This is a genomic window from Halomonas zincidurans B6, from assembly GCF_000731955.1.
GTDB classification, from domain to species: Bacteria; Pseudomonadota; Gammaproteobacteria; order Pseudomonadales; family Halomonadaceae; genus Modicisalibacter; species Modicisalibacter zincidurans.
In genome coordinates, this window is record NZ_JNCK01000001.1 from 2,175,485 (window position 1) to 2,189,247 (window position 13,763).

Annotated in this window: 13 protein-coding genes and 1 pseudogene; 5 read left to right on the top strand and 9 right to left on the bottom strand. The window is 66.0% G+C overall.

Translation table 11 applies throughout. The annotated features are described in order from the left end of the window. Positions 1-8 precede the first annotated feature (8 nt). The gene (locus HALZIN_RS0110260; protein ID WP_035575293.1) at positions 9-1,142 is read right to left on the bottom strand and encodes an alkene reductase; all 1,134 of its coding nucleotides are present in this window, start codon (positions 1,140-1,142) and stop codon (positions 9-11) included. A 164-nt stretch (positions 1,143-1,306) separates the two neighbouring features. Here HALZIN_RS0110260 and HALZIN_RS0110265 point away from each other — a divergent pair. Then, positions 1,307-1,531, top strand: a pseudogene (locus HALZIN_RS0110265) (transposase); the annotation flags it as partial. A 15-nt stretch (positions 1,532-1,546) separates the two neighbouring features. Here the strand turns inward: HALZIN_RS0110265 and HALZIN_RS0110270 are convergent. Next, complete coding sequence (locus HALZIN_RS0110270; protein ID WP_231664461.1) at positions 1,547-2,641, bottom strand: LysR family transcriptional regulator; 1,095 nt, start codon at positions 2,639-2,641, stop codon at positions 1,547-1,549. A gap of 210 nt (positions 2,642-2,851) precedes the next feature. Here HALZIN_RS0110270 and HALZIN_RS0110275 point away from each other — a divergent pair, with 210 nt between their 5' ends. Next, positions 2,852-4,051: an efflux RND transporter periplasmic adaptor subunit gene (locus tag HALZIN_RS0110275; RefSeq protein ID WP_031384128.1), complete on the top strand. Its 1,200-nt coding sequence runs from the start codon at positions 2,852-2,854 to the stop codon at positions 4,049-4,051. Between the two features lie 62 nt (positions 4,052-4,113). Continuing rightward, the gene (locus HALZIN_RS0110280) at positions 4,114-7,305 is read left to right on the top strand and encodes an efflux RND transporter permease subunit (RefSeq protein WP_031384129.1); all 3,192 of its coding nucleotides are present in this window, start codon (positions 4,114-4,116) and stop codon (positions 7,303-7,305) included. 107 nt (positions 7,306-7,412) lie between these two features. Here HALZIN_RS0110280 and HALZIN_RS0110285 read toward each other — a convergent pair whose 3' ends face one another. Continuing rightward, complete coding sequence (locus HALZIN_RS0110285; RefSeq protein WP_051907465.1) at positions 7,413-8,201, bottom strand: OBAP family protein; 789 nt, start codon at positions 8,199-8,201, stop codon at positions 7,413-7,415. A 206-nt stretch (positions 8,202-8,407) separates the two neighbouring features. Between HALZIN_RS0110285 and HALZIN_RS0110290 the strand changes: the two genes are divergently transcribed. Next, positions 8,408-8,599 carry a YbaK/EbsC family protein gene (locus HALZIN_RS0110290; protein ID WP_031384131.1) on the top strand — a complete coding sequence of 64 codons (192 nt, stop codon included), beginning with the start codon at positions 8,408-8,410 and terminating at the stop codon, positions 8,597-8,599. On the opposite strand, the gene HALZIN_RS0110295 is transcribed toward HALZIN_RS0110290, so the two are convergent. Then, positions 8,578-9,183: a LysE family translocator gene (locus HALZIN_RS0110295; protein WP_031384132.1), complete on the bottom strand. Its 606-nt coding sequence runs from the start codon at positions 9,181-9,183 to the stop codon at positions 8,578-8,580. The genes HALZIN_RS0110290 and HALZIN_RS0110295 overlap by 22 nt on opposite strands. 13 nt (positions 9,184-9,196) lie before the next feature. Beyond that, a complete protein-coding gene (locus HALZIN_RS0110300) occupies positions 9,197-10,030 on the bottom strand; it encodes an AraC family transcriptional regulator (RefSeq protein ID WP_031384133.1) in 834 nt (277 codons plus the stop codon). Between the two features lie 152 nt (positions 10,031-10,182). Between HALZIN_RS0110300 and HALZIN_RS0110305 the strand changes: the two genes are divergently transcribed. Next, the gene (locus tag HALZIN_RS0110305; protein WP_031384134.1) at positions 10,183-10,950 is read left to right on the top strand and encodes a DUF1499 domain-containing protein; all 768 of its coding nucleotides are present in this window, start codon (positions 10,183-10,185) and stop codon (positions 10,948-10,950) included. A 14-nt stretch (positions 10,951-10,964) separates the two neighbouring features. Here HALZIN_RS0110305 and HALZIN_RS0110310 read toward each other — a convergent pair whose 3' ends face one another. The 4 genes from HALZIN_RS0110310 to HALZIN_RS17515 form a co-directional block, all read right to left on the bottom strand. Beyond that, complete coding sequence (locus tag HALZIN_RS0110310; protein ID WP_236254981.1) at positions 10,965-11,177, bottom strand: hypothetical protein; 213 nt, start codon at positions 11,175-11,177, stop codon at positions 10,965-10,967. A 244-nt stretch (positions 11,178-11,421) separates the two neighbouring features. Next, positions 11,422-11,883: a COG4315 family predicted lipoprotein gene (locus tag HALZIN_RS0110315; protein ID WP_051907466.1), complete on the bottom strand. Its 462-nt coding sequence runs from the start codon at positions 11,881-11,883 to the stop codon at positions 11,422-11,424. 266 nt (positions 11,884-12,149) lie between these two features. Further along, positions 12,150-13,397, bottom strand: a complete 1,248-nt coding sequence (locus HALZIN_RS0110320; RefSeq protein WP_031384137.1) for an AGE family epimerase/isomerase — start codon at positions 13,395-13,397, stop codon at positions 12,150-12,152. After that, a complete protein-coding gene (locus HALZIN_RS17515) occupies positions 13,354-13,620 on the bottom strand; it encodes a YciI family protein (protein ID WP_084173502.1) in 267 nt (88 codons plus the stop codon). Before HALZIN_RS17515 ends, HALZIN_RS0110320 begins: the two co-directional genes overlap by 44 nt. Positions 13,621-13,763: the final 143 nt, after the last annotated feature.

Here is a 13,763-nt window from a genome sequence, read left to right on the forward strand (position 1 = left end):
GCACCTGATCAGGATTGTTCCTCGATCATCTTCTCGCGCTCGAGCCGCGCCTGCTCTTCCGCGTAGGTGGGGAAGTCCACGTAGCCACGAGCATCGCCGCCATAGAAGGTATTCGGATCGAAATCCGCCAGCGGCCAGCCGTTTTTCATGCGCTCCACCAGATCCGGATTGGACGTGAACGGGCGACCGAACACCGGCAGGTCGATGACTCCTTCTTCGATCAGCTTCTGCGCCTCGGCCTGGTCGAGGTTGCCGGCGAGCAGCAACGTGCCATCGTAGACGTCGCGGAACTGGCGCAGATAATCGCGCGGCATCGGTGCCATGCCCTGGCCGCCCTGATCGTGCAGGTGCACGTAGGCAAGGCCGCGCTTGTTGAACTCACGCGCCAGGTGGAGGTAGGTCTCGCCGTTATCGTCGTACTCCGGCATGTCGAACAGCGTGCCATGCGGCGAGAGACGCACACCGACGCGGCGAGCACCGATCATCTTGCTGACCTCGTCGACCACCTCCAGCAGCAGTCGGCAGCGGTTTTCCCGCGAGCCGCCGTATTCGTCGTCGCGGTCGTTGACGCCGGGATTCAGGAACTGCTCGAACAGGTAGCCGTTGGCGCCATGGATCTCGACGCCGTCGAAGCCCACCTCGCGTGAATTGACCGCCGCCTGGGCGAAATCGCGCACGATGTCTTTGACTTCCCGGGTTTCGAGCCGGCGGGGCCGGCTTGCCTTGAGCATGTCGGGCTGGCCGTTTTCGTTGTAGCCAAAGGCCATGCCGCCGGGCTTGTCGCTGGGGCCGACCGGCGCGGCGCCGGCAACCTGCACGGTAGTGTGCGAAACCCGCCCGACATGCCAGATCTGGGCGAAGAACACGCCGCCGCGCTCATGCACCGCGCGGGTCGCCTTGGCCCAGCCGGCGAGCTGGTCGGGGCCGAAGATACCCGGGTTGTAGAGATACCCCTGCCCCTGGCGCGAGATCGGCGTGCCTTCGGAGATGATCAGCCCGGCACTGGCGCGCTGGCGATAGTAGAGCGCCCCCAGCTCCGTGGGGATGTCCTCCGGGGCGCGGGAGCGGGTCATCGGCGCCATGACGATGCGGTTGTTCAGGCGGGTACCGGCAAGATCGAACGGTTCGAATAACGAAGCCACGTAGCGAACTCCTTTTAACGATGGGGTCTGGCCAAAACGAAAGCGAGCCACGGTGGCTCGCCGATGTAGACCAAAGTCTAGGAACTAATTAGCCAGTTAACAATGAATCTTGCCGACCGCCGCGATGCAGGAAAGCTATGGCCAGGAAAGCGATGGCCAGGAAAGCGATGGCCAGGAAAGCGATGAACACCCTGGAACGGCATGCCGACCGGGTCATTCGGCGCTGGCTATCGGCGCTGACCAATGCACGACTGGAAGGGATGAACAGCTTGTTCCAAGCCGCCCGATCACGGGCTCGCGGGTACCGCAACGAGGGCTACTTCATCACCATGATCTATCTGATTGGCAGCCCGGTGGGGAGCCTGCTGGATCAGGCCAAATCCACATGAAACGACGAAGAGCCCTCAGGCCGTCTCGCCGATGGCCGTGACTTGCTCGGTTTTCTCGGCCTTTTCGATTTCCTCGACGCCGAGCATGCTGACGCCTGTCGCGTCGAGATCCGCCGCATCGGCGACTGCCGGCAACTGCCAGTGATTGGCGCTGAAGCCGCTATCGATCTGGATGCGCTCGGCGACCATATCGACGAAGCTGCGCACCTTGGGCGAGATCAGCTTGCCGCTGGGAAACACCGCGTTGAGCTCGGTTTCCTGCCCCGACCAGCCTTCCAGCACGCGATGCAGCTGTTCCCCTTCCGGGCCCCAGCACGCCACGATCTCGCTGGCCAGCATTAGTCCATGGCCCTCGACGAGCAGGCGACGCAGCACGAAGGGATCGTTGGCCACGGCGATGGGCTCGACCGCGACCTCTTCGTGGTGCGAACCGTTGTGCAATTGCCAGAAGTAACGCTGGTTGCGCCGGTCGCTGCTCTTCGCCAGGACCGGATGCCGGGCCAGCTCGTCGGGAGTGCGCGGCGCGCCGTGCCGGTCGATATAGCGCTCGCTGGCATACACGAACGAGCGGTAGCGGGCCAGCGGCCGGGCGACCAGGCTGGAATCCGGCAGGTTGCCGACCCGCAGCGCCACGTCGATCTGATGGGCGACCAGGTCCAGGTGCTCGTTCGACAGCACCAGGTCGATCCTGACCTCGGGATAGAGCTCGCGAAAATCGCGAACCAGCGTCGAGGTGAATTCCGTGCACATCGTGAACGGCGCGGTGACCCGCAGCCAGCCACGAGGGCTGCCCTCGAGCTGGTGCACGGCGCTTTCCGCCTCGCTCAAGTCCTGGGTAATCCGGCTGCAGTATTCGTAGTAGACGCCACCGGCCTCGGTGAGGCTCAGCCGACGCGTAGTGCGCTGCAGCAGGCGGGCACCCAGGCGCTGTTCGAGCCCCTGGATCTTGCGACTGACCGTGGTCTTGGGGATGCCCAGCAGCCTAGAAGCGGCGGTGAAGCTGCCCTGTTCCACGACCTTGGCGAAGATCAAGGCGTCGTTGAGATCCTGCACCATAGCGTTGTCCTTGCCGTGCGTGGACTTGAGGATACCGCGGGGCAACGGGGGCACGAAGACTATCCCGCCGCTGGAACAGTATTTCCCTCCAAACCCGACTAATCAAGTCGGGTTAATCTGTTTAATCTTTCCGCTCAACCAACACCGACTGTCGATTTTCTCCGCCCCGCAACGACTGTTGCGAAACCCGGGCACGACAACTATTACCCGCCACAAGCTGGCTGGCGTTGGTGCCGATAAGCGACTGGCTACAGAGGCCCACCCATGAACGTCCACAAGATGTTCCGTTCGTTGCGCCATCCGCGCGCGACGCTGACGATTCCCGCCCTGCTGGGGCTGGCCCTGCTCGCGGGTTGCGACACCCAGGCGGAAAGCCCCCAGCAGGCTCCGCCGCCGCCCCAGGTCAGCGTGGCCGAGGTGCTGGTGCAGGACGTGCGTTACTGGGACGAATTCACCGGCCATGTCGAGGCGGTGGAATCGGTCGACCTGCGTCCGCGTGTCGGCGGCTATATCGAGCGCATCAACTACACCGAAGGCCAGCTCGTCGAGGCAGGCGACGTGCTGTTTGTCATCGACCAGCGCCCCTACCAAGCGGAGTTGTCCCGGGCCCAGGCCGAGCTCAAGCGCGCCGAGGCGAATGCCGAGCTCACCCGCGCCCAGGCGGCCAGGGCCGAGACCCTGGCCAAGAGCCGCGCCATCGCCCGCGAGGAACTCGACCAGCGTCGCGCGGCGAGCGCCCAGGCGGCCGCCGACGTGCTGGCCTCGCGGGCCGGTGTCGCAAGGGCCAGCCTGGACATGGCCTACACCGAGGTACGCGCGCCGATCGCCGGGCGCACTGGCCGCGCGCTGGTCACCACCGGCAACCTGGTCTCCGAAGCCTCGCCGCTGACGACCATCGTGTCGATGGATCGGGCCTATGTGTATTTCTACGCCGATGAGCAGAGCTATTTGCGCTACGACGCGATGGCCCGTTCCGGCGAACGTCCCAGCTCCCGCGAGGAGCGCACCCCGGTACGGATCGGCCTGGCCTCGGACAGTGGCTATCCCTACGCGGGGCAAGTGGACTTCGTCGACAACCAATTGAATGCGGCGGCCGGCACCATCCTGATGCGCGCCGTGCTCGACAATCGCGACGGCCACTTCGCCCCGGGCATGTTCGCCCGCGTGCAGTTGCGCGGCGGCAGCAAAGATCGCGCGGTGCTGATCGACGACAAGGCGGTGCTGACCGATCAGGATCGCAAGTTCGTCTACATCGTCGACGCGCAGGGGCTCGCGGTGCGCAAGGACATCCAGCTCGGCCGCAAGGTCGATGGTCTGCGGGTGGTGGAGTCCGGGCTCGAAAGCGGCGATCGCGTCGTGGTGCGCGGCACGCAGCGGATCTTCTTCCCCGGCATGCCGGTGGCCGCGCAAAGCGTCGCCATGCGCGATTCCACGCCCTCGATGGAGCTCTCAGCGGCTCATTGACGAGCGCCTGACCTGTCTCTCCGGCTCGGGGCAAGGCCCGGGCCGACGATGGAGTAATGCCCATGGACTTCGCCAAGTTTTTCGTCGACCGGCCGATCTTCGCCGCGGTGCTGTCGCTCGTCATCTTCATCTCCGGTCTGATTGCGTTGCCGCTGTTGCCGATCAGCGAATATCCCGAGGTAGTGCCTCCATCGGTGGTCGTGCGCACCATGTATCCCGGCGCCAACCCCAAGGTGATCGCCGAGACCGTGGCGACGCCCCTCGAGGAAGCCATCAACGGCGTCGAGGACATGATGTACATCAAGTCCGTCGCCGGCTCCGACGGCGTGCTACAGGTCACTGCGACGTTCAAGCCAGGTACCGACGCCGACGATGCCGCGGTGCGGGTGCAGAACCGGGTCGCCCAGGCCCAGGCGCGGCTGCCCGAGGACGTGCGCCGCCAAGGCATCACCACGCAGAAGCAGTCGCCGGTGTTCCTGATGGTCGTGCACCTGACCTCCAGCGACGGCCGTTACGACTCGCTGTACCTGCGCAACTACATGCGGCTGAACGTGAAGGACGAACTGGCGAAGATCAACGGCGTCGGCGACGCGCAGCTGTTCGGCGGCGGCGACTACGCGATGCGCCTGTGGCTGGACCCCGAGCGCATCGCCGCGCGCGGCATGACAGCGAGCGACGTGCTGCGGGCGGTGCGCGAGCAGAACGTCCAGGTCTCCGCCGGCCAGCTCGGGGCCGAGCCGATGGCGAACGGGAGCGACTTCCTGCTGCCGATCAACACCAAGGGCCGGCTGGAGAGCGTCGAGGAATTCGGCGATATCGTGCTGAAAGCCGGTGCCAACGGCGAACTGGTGCGCCTGGCCGATGTTGCCCGCATCGAGCTCGCCGCCGGCGACTACACCCTGCGCGCGCGCCTCGACGGCAAGAACGCCGCCGCCATCGGCATCTTCCAGGCGCCGGGCGCGAACGCGCTGGAGATCCGCGACAGCGTCGTCGCCAAGATGAAGGAGCTGCGTCCTACGCTCCCGCCCGGGGTCGAGATCCAGTCGATCTACGACACAACGATCTTCGTTCGCGACTCGATCGAGTCGGTCGTCACCACGTTGCTGGAAGCCACGCTGCTGGTGGTGCTGGTGGTGATCCTGTTCCTGCAGACCTGGCGGGCGTCGATCATCCCGCTGCTGGCGGTGCCGGTCTCGGTGGTGGGGACATTCGCGGTACTTTACCTGCTGGGCTTCTCGATCAATACGCTGACGCTGTTCGGTCTGGTGCTGGCGATCGGCATCGTCGTCGACGACGCCATCGTGGTGGTCGAGAACGTCGAGCGCCACATCGAGCTGGGCGCCACGCCACTGGCCGCCGCGCACCTGGCAATGAAGGAAGTCAGCGGGCCGATCATCGCGATCGCGCTGGTGCTGTGCGCGGTGTTCGTGCCGATGGCGTTTTTGACCGGCGTCACCGGCCAGTTCTACAAGCAGTTCGCCGTCACCATCGCGATTTCCACGGTGATCTCGGCAATCAACTCGCTGACGCTGTCGCCGGCCCTGGCGGCCATCCTGCTCAAGTCTCACGATGCGCCCAGGGACCGGGCCTCGCGGCTGATCGACCGGCTGTTCGGTTGGCTGTTCCGTCCGTTCAATAGATTCTTCAGCGCCAGCTCCTCACGCTACGAGAACGCCGTGTCGCGCACGCTCGGCCGTCGCGGCGTCGTGTTCCTGGTCTACGCGGTACTGCTGGTGGGCGCGGGCCTGATGTTCAAGACCGTGCCCGCGGGCTTCATCCCGGTACAGGACAAGCTGTACGTGATTGCCGGCGTAAAGATGCCTGAAGGCGCCTCGATCGAGCGCACCGATGCAGTACTCAAGAAGATGGCGGCGCTGGCCGACGAGACCGATGGCGTCGCCAGCGAGATCGCCTTCCCGGGCCTCAACCCGCTGCAGTTCACCAACACGCCGAATAACGGCGTGATCTTCTTTACCCTCGAACCCTTCAGCGAGCGCTCGCGCACGGCCGAGGAGATCACCGCCGAGCTCAATCGGAAGTTCGCGACGATCCAGGAAGGCTTCACCTTCGCGTTCATGCCGCCACCGATCCAGGGGCTGGGCAACGGCTCGGGCTGGTCACTGTTCGTCGAGGATCGCACACGGCTGGGCTACGGCGAGTTGCAGAGCGCGGTGCAGGCGTTCCAGGGCGCGGCGGCGCAGACCCCTGGGCTCGGCTATCCGATCAGCAGCTATCAGGCCAACGTGCCGCAGCTCGACGTCGACGTCGACCGCGCCAAGGCCAAGGCGCAGGGCGTGCCCTTGACCGAGCTGTTCGACACCCTGCAGACCTACCTCGGCTCCGCCTACGTCAACGATTTCAACATGTTCGGTCGCACCTGGCAGGTCATCGCGCAGGCCGACGGTGCGTTCCGCGACGAGGTGTCGGACATCACCAACCTGCGTACGCGCAACGCCGCGGGCGAGATGGTGCCGGTGGGCTCCATGGTCGAGGTGCGCCAGAGCTATGGCCCGGACCCGGTGATCCGCTTCAACGGCTACCCGGCCGCGGACCTGCTGGGCGATGCCGACCCGCGCGTGATGTCCTCGGGCGAAGCGATGGCCGTGGTCACGGCACTCGCCGAACAGACTCTGCCGGCGGGGATGGGAATCGGCTGGAGCGACCTGAGCTACCAGCAGTCCACCCAGGGCGGCACGGCACTGGTGGTGTTCACGCTGGCGGTGCTGCTGGCGTTCCTGGTGCTGGCCGCGCTCTATGAAAGCTGGACACTGCCGTTGGCGGTGATCCTGATCGTGCCGATGAGCATGCTTTCGGCGCTATTCGGAGTCTGGCTGGCCAGTGGCGACAACAACGTGTTCGTGCAGGTCGGGCTGGTGGTGCTGATGGGCTTGGCGTGCAAGAACGCTATCCTGATCGTCGAGTTCGCCCGCGAACTGGAGATGCAAGGCAGGACGATCGCGGGGGCGGCGCTGGAAGCCAGCCGTCTGCGCCTGCGGCCGATCGTCATGACTTCGGTCGCCTTCATCGCCGGCACCGTGCCGCTCGTGCTGTCGTCCGGCGCCGGTGCGGAGGTGCGCTCGATCACCGGCATCACGGTGTTCGCCGGCATGCTCGGGGTGACCCTGTTCGGGCTGTTCCTGACCCCGGTGTTCTACGTGGCGCTGCGCAAGCTGGTCGAACGCGACCAGCGCGAACCGCAGGCGAGCGATCTGCCGGCTAGCGATCTGCCGGCGAGCGGCGAATACCGGGCTTGACGGGGCATGGTGCCGCGCTTGAGACATCGGGCCGATGCCCGATGTCTCAAGCGCGTGTCGCCGGTTACCCCTGCCGGGTCAGGCGCTCCACCCTCGACGCCCCTCGGTCATCGCTTGAAGGGTCGCTCCTCCAGCGTGATCTGCACGGCCCGCCCGCTCTCCCAGCTGTTCGCGCCGGGCGCCACCACCGGAGTGGCGATGTCGCCACGTTGCCGGCGTCGCTCGGCACTCGAGATGCCCAGCCGCCGGTCGCGGGCCGCGACCAGCTCGGGATCGGCCTGATCATCGTCGGTGAAGCCCATCATCAGTTGCGGCACGCCGTAGGGGAAATCGTCGCGGTCGTACTGCCAGGTATGGAAGGTCTTGCCGTAGGTGGTGACGAGGTCCTCGAAATAGGCATGCTCGGCCATTTCGGGGATGCCCGGCGCCACCAGCAGACCCGATTTCACCTCATAGTGATGGCTGTGGCAGAGCCGCTTCTCCTCCTCCGGCAGCGCGCGAAAGCGCGCTTCGCTGATGATGTACTCGATGCCGATCAACCGGGCGTCGGGTCGGTTGGAGTCGAAGATCACGCACTGATGGAGATCCGGCTCGAGGTGGATGCAGAAGTGCGAGGCCTCGACCTGTCGCCCCATCTCGTCGGCGTACATGTGAAAGCCGTTGAGATAGGTGCTCATCGCTTCCAGCGGGACCTTGCGTTGCAGGGCGCCGGAAGCCACGTCGAGCATGCGGTGCTTGAGCGGGTGGCCCTTGCCCAGCCGCGCCGAGGTGGTGGCCTTGCGGCCCACCAGGACGCCCGCCGCCGCGGCCACGCCGGCCACCAGGCCCAGACCGACGGCCCCGGCCGTACCGATTCCCGAGCAGCGTACGCACTCCCTGTCGTGACGAATTGACATGGTTGGCTCCTTGTCGCCGATGAAGGTCTTCCCTGAAGAGGCAGTTTCGTGATGACGTCTTTCGCCGCTATTTCGCGTTCGCGGCTATCTCACAGGGTAGCCGTTCACACGCTCGTTGCCCGGACAATCCCGTCCGGCCGCCGACTGGCGATCTCCCCCCTTTTCGGGTTATTCATGTCGGTCCATTCAGAGTCCGGGAGCCTCACATGAGCCGCGACGCCGTTCGCACCTTCCTCGCCGCTACTGCCTCCGCTCCCGAGATCATCGAGTTGGTAAGCAGTACCGCGACGGTGGCGCTGGCCGCCGAGGCGCACGGGGTCGAACCCGGGCAGATCGCCAAGACGCTGGCCTTTCGCGTCGGCGAGCGGCACGCCCGTCACGATACCCAGGGCCGATAGACATGCTCGTAGCCGATCGAGAGCGCCACGCCGGCCAGCAGGATAGCCATCGCCAGGTTGAAGCCCCGAAAGACGCGGGGATCGGCGACCCGCCGCCCCACCAGGGACCCCACCAGCGCATAACTGCCGGGCGCGCCGACCGCCAACACGGCCAGGCCCAGCGACCAGAGCACCAGGCTGACGCCGTGGATGCCCACGGCGGGGAACTGCAGGGTGGCGATCGGCAATGTCGCGACCACCCCCTTGGGGTTGCACAGTTGCATGACCAGGCCATCGCGAAAGCGCATCGTCCGCGGCGCCTGACGCACGGCCCCCAGGTCGATGCTCGAGCGGGCGATCTTGATGGCCAGGTAGAGGATGTATCCGCAGCCCAGCGCGCCCACCATGGCGAGCATGTCGTCCTGCACCCAGGCGGCGCCGGCCCAGCCGAACAGCAGGAACAGGATCAGCATGGCCAGCCCCACCCCGAGGTAGAACCCCAGCGAGGCCCTGGCCTGGCCTTGGAGCCCGGCATTCAGGCCGAGCAGATTCACGGGCCCAGGCGTGTACATGACGCCCAGGGCATAGGCGACGATCGCTAACATGGCGGGCTCTCGGTTAGGGGGTGACGCTGCGCTGGTACTGGTACGGCGTCATGCCGTAGATGCGCTTGAAGCGGCGATTGAAGTGGCTGAGGTCGGCGAAGCCGTAACGGAACGCCACCTCGCTGGGCGGCGCGCCGGTTTCCAGGGCATGACGCGCGGCGTTGATGCGGCAGTTGATGACGTACTGGTGCGGCGTCATGCCGAACTGCTGCCGGAACAACCGCAGGAAATGGTATTTCGAGAGATGCGCGGCCTGGCTGAGGTCATCAAGCGACATATCCTCCTCCAGGTGAGTGAGCACATAGTCCTTGGCGCGTTTGAGCAGCGCATCGGGCCGGCCGGCGGTAGCACCCGGCTGGAACCGGCCGGCACGCTGGACGAGGCGTCCGGCGATTCGGTAGAGGGCATATTCCTGATCGATACGGCTGCCGACCTGCTGGGTGACCAGACGCACCAGTTCCAGAATGGCGTCGCGTAACGCGGGGTCCTGTATCAGGGTGTCGCGGCTTCTGAAACGGCCGGCACTCGCGCGCCCCGCCGCATCGGCAAATACCGCCTCGAGCTGGGCGGGCGATACATAGGCCATCACGTAGCCCAGCGTGCTGTCGCCGCCCGGCTGGCCGTCGTGCACCTCGCCGGGATTGAACTGGATGACGTTGCCGGGCGGGCTGCGATGAAACCGGCCGCCGCTGAAGAAATCCTGGCGCCCGGCGAGAGTGACGCCGAAGGCGTACTCGTCATGGGCGTGGGGATCGTAGCGAAAATCGCTCATCGCCGCCCGCAGCACGGTAAGCTCGGGCACGTGCCGACTCTTGAAGAACCGAAACTGGCTGGTCTGCTTCGCCATGCCCCACCTCCCTGAATGCTGACCTGCCTAGCTTGGGCCGACCGACATGCCGGCGGCTTGGACATTATTGCGCAAATGGCATACGGACAGGATAAGTGCCTCCACGGTGCGTATGCTGAATAAACCACACGACGCAGGGAGCGGGAGCGCACATGGCCACTTCTTCATACCAAACTCGGCCGCGCGGAGGGCGCTGGCCAAGGCTTCTGGCCTGGCTGAGCGTGCTGGTGGCGATCTCTTCGGCGCTATTGCTCGGCGTCACGGGGCCGGCCCACCGGCTGGAACTGATCGACCTGGGCGCGGCTTTCGGACTGTTGCGCCAGGGGGCGTACCTGGCCCTCGGCGCGGCGGTTCTGGGGCTGACGACGCTGCTGGTGGCAAGCCTGTGCAGGCGGCTCAAGCCGGCGCTGGTGGGCGCCCTGGTGCTCGTCGCGGTGACAGCGATGATGATCGTGCCCTGGCAGATGCAGCAGCGCGCCCGAGAGGTACCGCCGATCCACGACATCACCACCGACATGCAAGACCCGCCCGCCTTCGTCGCCCTGGCGCCGGCGCGCAAAGCCGCGCCCAACGCCGTGGCCTACCCCGGCGACGCGACCGCGCGCCAGCAGCGCGAGGCCTATCCGGACATCCAGCCGATCACCCTGGATCTGCCGCTGGCCGAGGCGATGGACGCCGCCGAGGCGACCGCGCGGAATCAGGGCTGGGAGGTGATCAGGGTCGGCGATACCACGCTCGAGGCCACCGCGACCACCCGCTGGTTCGGCTTCAAGGACGACGTGGCGATCCGCCTGAGCGAGGTCGCGGACGGCGTGCGGGTGGACGTACGCTCGGCCTCGCGGGTCGGACGCAGCGACGTCGGCACCAACGCCGCGCGGATTCGCGCGTATCTGGCGGCGCTGAACCGACGCACTGAATAGGGACGCACTTCGGCTCACGAGACAACGCCCGGCTCCTGCAGCGCGGCGGCCTGGGCCACCATGCTCGTCACCGTGGCGCCGACCACGCGGATGGCCTCGGCCACCTCGGCGGTCATCGGCGAGGCGTAATTCAGACGCAGGCAGTGGCGGTACTTGCCGGAGGCGGAGAACAGCGAGCCCGGTGCGATGCGAATCCGCGAGACCGCCAGCCGCTCGTTGAGGCGCACGCAATCGACGCCGGCCGGCAACTCCAGCCACAGCAGGAAGCCACCCTGGGGGTAGCTGACGCCGGTCCCGGCGGCACGTAGCGTTCGCCGATGATCTCGACGTTGTGAGCGCGCTGGAATACCCGCCCGCCGCAGCGCTCCCAGCCTCAGACATAGTTCGAGCCGACCAGGTAGGCCCGCTTCAGCTCCTGCGTCTTGTCAGCTTGGCCGCATGTCAGTTCTTCTTGCCCTCCGCGGCTTCATCCTACTCCTCGATCTTGTCGCCGGAGGGCGCCACCAGGTACCACTCGGCGCCAAAGCTGTCGACGTCCTGGCCATTTGTGTCGCCCGGGTTCTGGTCCTTATTATAATAATATACCGGCCAGCCGCCATAGGTGACCTGCATGGTGCCGTCGTCGCGCTCGACCGTGCCAATCCTGTCGGCCTGCACCTTGTCGCCGCCGGCCTGCGCTGGGTCCTGGACGATCAGGGGCGGCCAAACCGTGGCGCAATAGCCCTTGCATGTCGACTTCGCCTGCGAGCTGCCCCCACCCTGGGAATCGGCTTCGAACATGTAAAGGGACATGCCCTTGCCGTCCGTGACGTAGTCGCCGTACTCGGAACTGTTCTTCATCATGAGCTTGGTCTGGTCCTGCGCCCAGGATGGCGCGGCGGACAAGACGCCGAGCGCCAAGGCGGCGACAGAAATGAACATCGTGGTGCGCATGGGTGACTCCTTGGATTGGAACGGAGCAGGAACAGCTAGAATAAAGTATAAGAAGGATAAGCGCCCTTTTCCAACCCGGGTCAACAGACAATTCACGGGCGACGAAGGATCCTGCTGCTGCCACAAAATCTTGCTCGGCTCAGTCTCCGTATCGAAATTCCCCCTTGCCAGCACCGCTTTCCAGTCCAACCCAGACATCGAGCCAAAGGCTCTCCTGCCGTGCCCTGAGATGACAGCGTCAGAAGCATCGACACCTCGAATGAGCGTTACAACCCTTCGACGGCCAGCGCCAGGTTGGGCGTCAAGGGCAGTCGCGGCAGCAACGTGGCCTGGTAGGCGTGGTAGAGATCGGGCTTGACGTCGCTTTCGGCCGGATCGATCGCCAGCTGGCTATCGAGTTCCTGCTGCCAGCCGCCCCGCGCGCGATCGATGAACGTCGTGGCGATGAAATCCCACAATTGCCGATACCAGCGTTCGTAATGGGCCTCGTTGGTGCGCCTCAGGAACGCGGCCGCGGCGGTCAGTGCCTCGGCATGAGTCCAGTGGCGCCGCCGACGGGAATTCGGCCGGCCCTGCCAGTCCACGGTATAGGCCAGCCCCGACGCGCCGTCGCTAGCCCAGCCATCGCGCAGGCTGGCGTCGAACAGCTCCGCGGCGTCGGCAAACAGCCAGGGCGGTGCCGCCCGGCCGCGAGACTCCAGCGCCGCTTCCAGGTGCAGCATCAACCGCGACCACTCGAAGCCGTGCCCCGGCGTGGCGCCATAGGGGTAGAAGCCGTCGTCGGGCCGGTCGACGTTATAGTCCGGCCACTCGGACCAGTCGCCATGGAAATGTTCGAGAATCCGGTAGTCGCGGGCGGCGGCGTGACGATGAATCAGCCGCTCGACGATGGCCAGCGCCCGGTCGAGCCACGCCAGCTCGTCGCGCACATCGGCCAGCGCCAGGCACAACTCGACGCCGTGCATGTTGCTGTTGCCGCCGCGGTAGTCGGAGAGCTCGCTCCAGTCCTGGCTGTAACGCTCGACGAAAGCCTGCTCGTGGGCCGACCAGAAGCGGGTCTCGATCACCTCGACGACCTCGTCGAGCAGCGCGGCCGCGCCGGGGATGACGGCGTGGGCCGCGGTAGCGGCGCCGAGAGCGACAAAATGGTGGAGATAGCACTGCTTGGTGCGGTCCTCGGTGACGGCGGGATCGGCCGCGAACCAGCCGCCGTGACGCTCGTCGCGCAGCACCCCGCGAAGCGCGCGGATGGCGTGCTCGGCCAGCGCCGCGGCTCCCGGGACGCCCTGCAACGCCGCCAGGGCGTAGCTGTGCGCCATGCGCCCGGTGATCAGGGTGTCCGCCCCGGCGCCAGCGGGAATGCGCCCGTTGCCGTCGAGCGCCGCAAAGCCGCCGGACGCCAGCCGCGCCTGGCGGTGAAAGTCGAGCAGCGCCAGCCCTTCGCGGGTCAGCCAGTGGTGATGGATGGCGCTATCGAGCCAGCGTCGGGGCTGTTGAGTAATCTTGTGGTTCATCGCAATCATGCCTTGTGCAACGAGCGGAACTCGGCCTCGTCTCGGCCGTTGACCACACTACCACCGTTGGAGTGAGGCGTCTGGCCGCGGTGAACGAGGCATCCTGGCTCGCCAGGAACACGAACACCGGAATGCCCTCCAGATGCGCCTCGCGATTGGCCAGGCGCCGCTCGAGCGTCTCATCGTCGGTGTAGTCGTAAGCCACCACGGCGTATTGCTTCATCTCGCGCCCCGTTCTTGCATCGTGAATGTATCGGCTAGCATAGCGCTCCAGGCTGGCGCCAGCCTAAGCGCGCTTTTCATCTTCGCCACGTCGCGGCTCACGTTATAGTCTTGGCTCGTCTTTCACTGGCCGCTTGATTAGGG

Bases quoted from the DNA above. Each gene is read 5' to 3' on its own strand.
- HALZIN_RS0110315 (WP_051907466.1), bottom strand. From the start codon at position 11,883: ATGCGCACCACGATGTTCATTTCTGTCGCCGCCTTGGCGCTCGGCGTC.
- HALZIN_RS17515 (WP_084173502.1), bottom strand. From the start codon at position 13,620: ATGAAGCAATACGCCGTGGTGGCTTACGACTACACCGACGATGAGACG.
- HALZIN_RS0110280 (WP_031384129.1), top strand. From the start codon at position 4,114: ATGGACTTCGCCAAGTTTTTCGTCGACCGGCCGATCTTCGCCGCGGTG.
- HALZIN_RS0110275 (WP_031384128.1), top strand. From the start codon at position 2,852: ATGAACGTCCACAAGATGTTCCGTTCGTTGCGCCATCCGCGCGCGACG.
- HALZIN_RS0110295 (WP_031384132.1), bottom strand. From the start codon at position 9,183: ATGTTAGCGATCGTCGCCTATGCCCTGGGCGTCATGTACACGCCTGGG.
- HALZIN_RS0110305 (WP_031384134.1), top strand. From the start codon at position 10,183: ATGGCCACTTCTTCATACCAAACTCGGCCGCGCGGAGGGCGCTGGCCA.
- HALZIN_RS0110320 (WP_031384137.1), bottom strand. From the start codon at position 13,397: ATGAACCACAAGATTACTCAACAGCCCCGACGCTGGCTCGATAGCGCC.
- HALZIN_RS0110300 (WP_031384133.1), bottom strand. From the start codon at position 10,030: ATGGCGAAGCAGACCAGCCAGTTTCGGTTCTTCAAGAGTCGGCACGTG.
- HALZIN_RS0110285 (WP_051907465.1), bottom strand. From the start codon at position 8,201: ATGTCAATTCGTCACGACAGGGAGTGCGTACGCTGCTCGGGAATCGGT.
- HALZIN_RS0110290 (WP_031384131.1), top strand. From the start codon at position 8,408: ATGAGCCGCGACGCCGTTCGCACCTTCCTCGCCGCTACTGCCTCCGCT.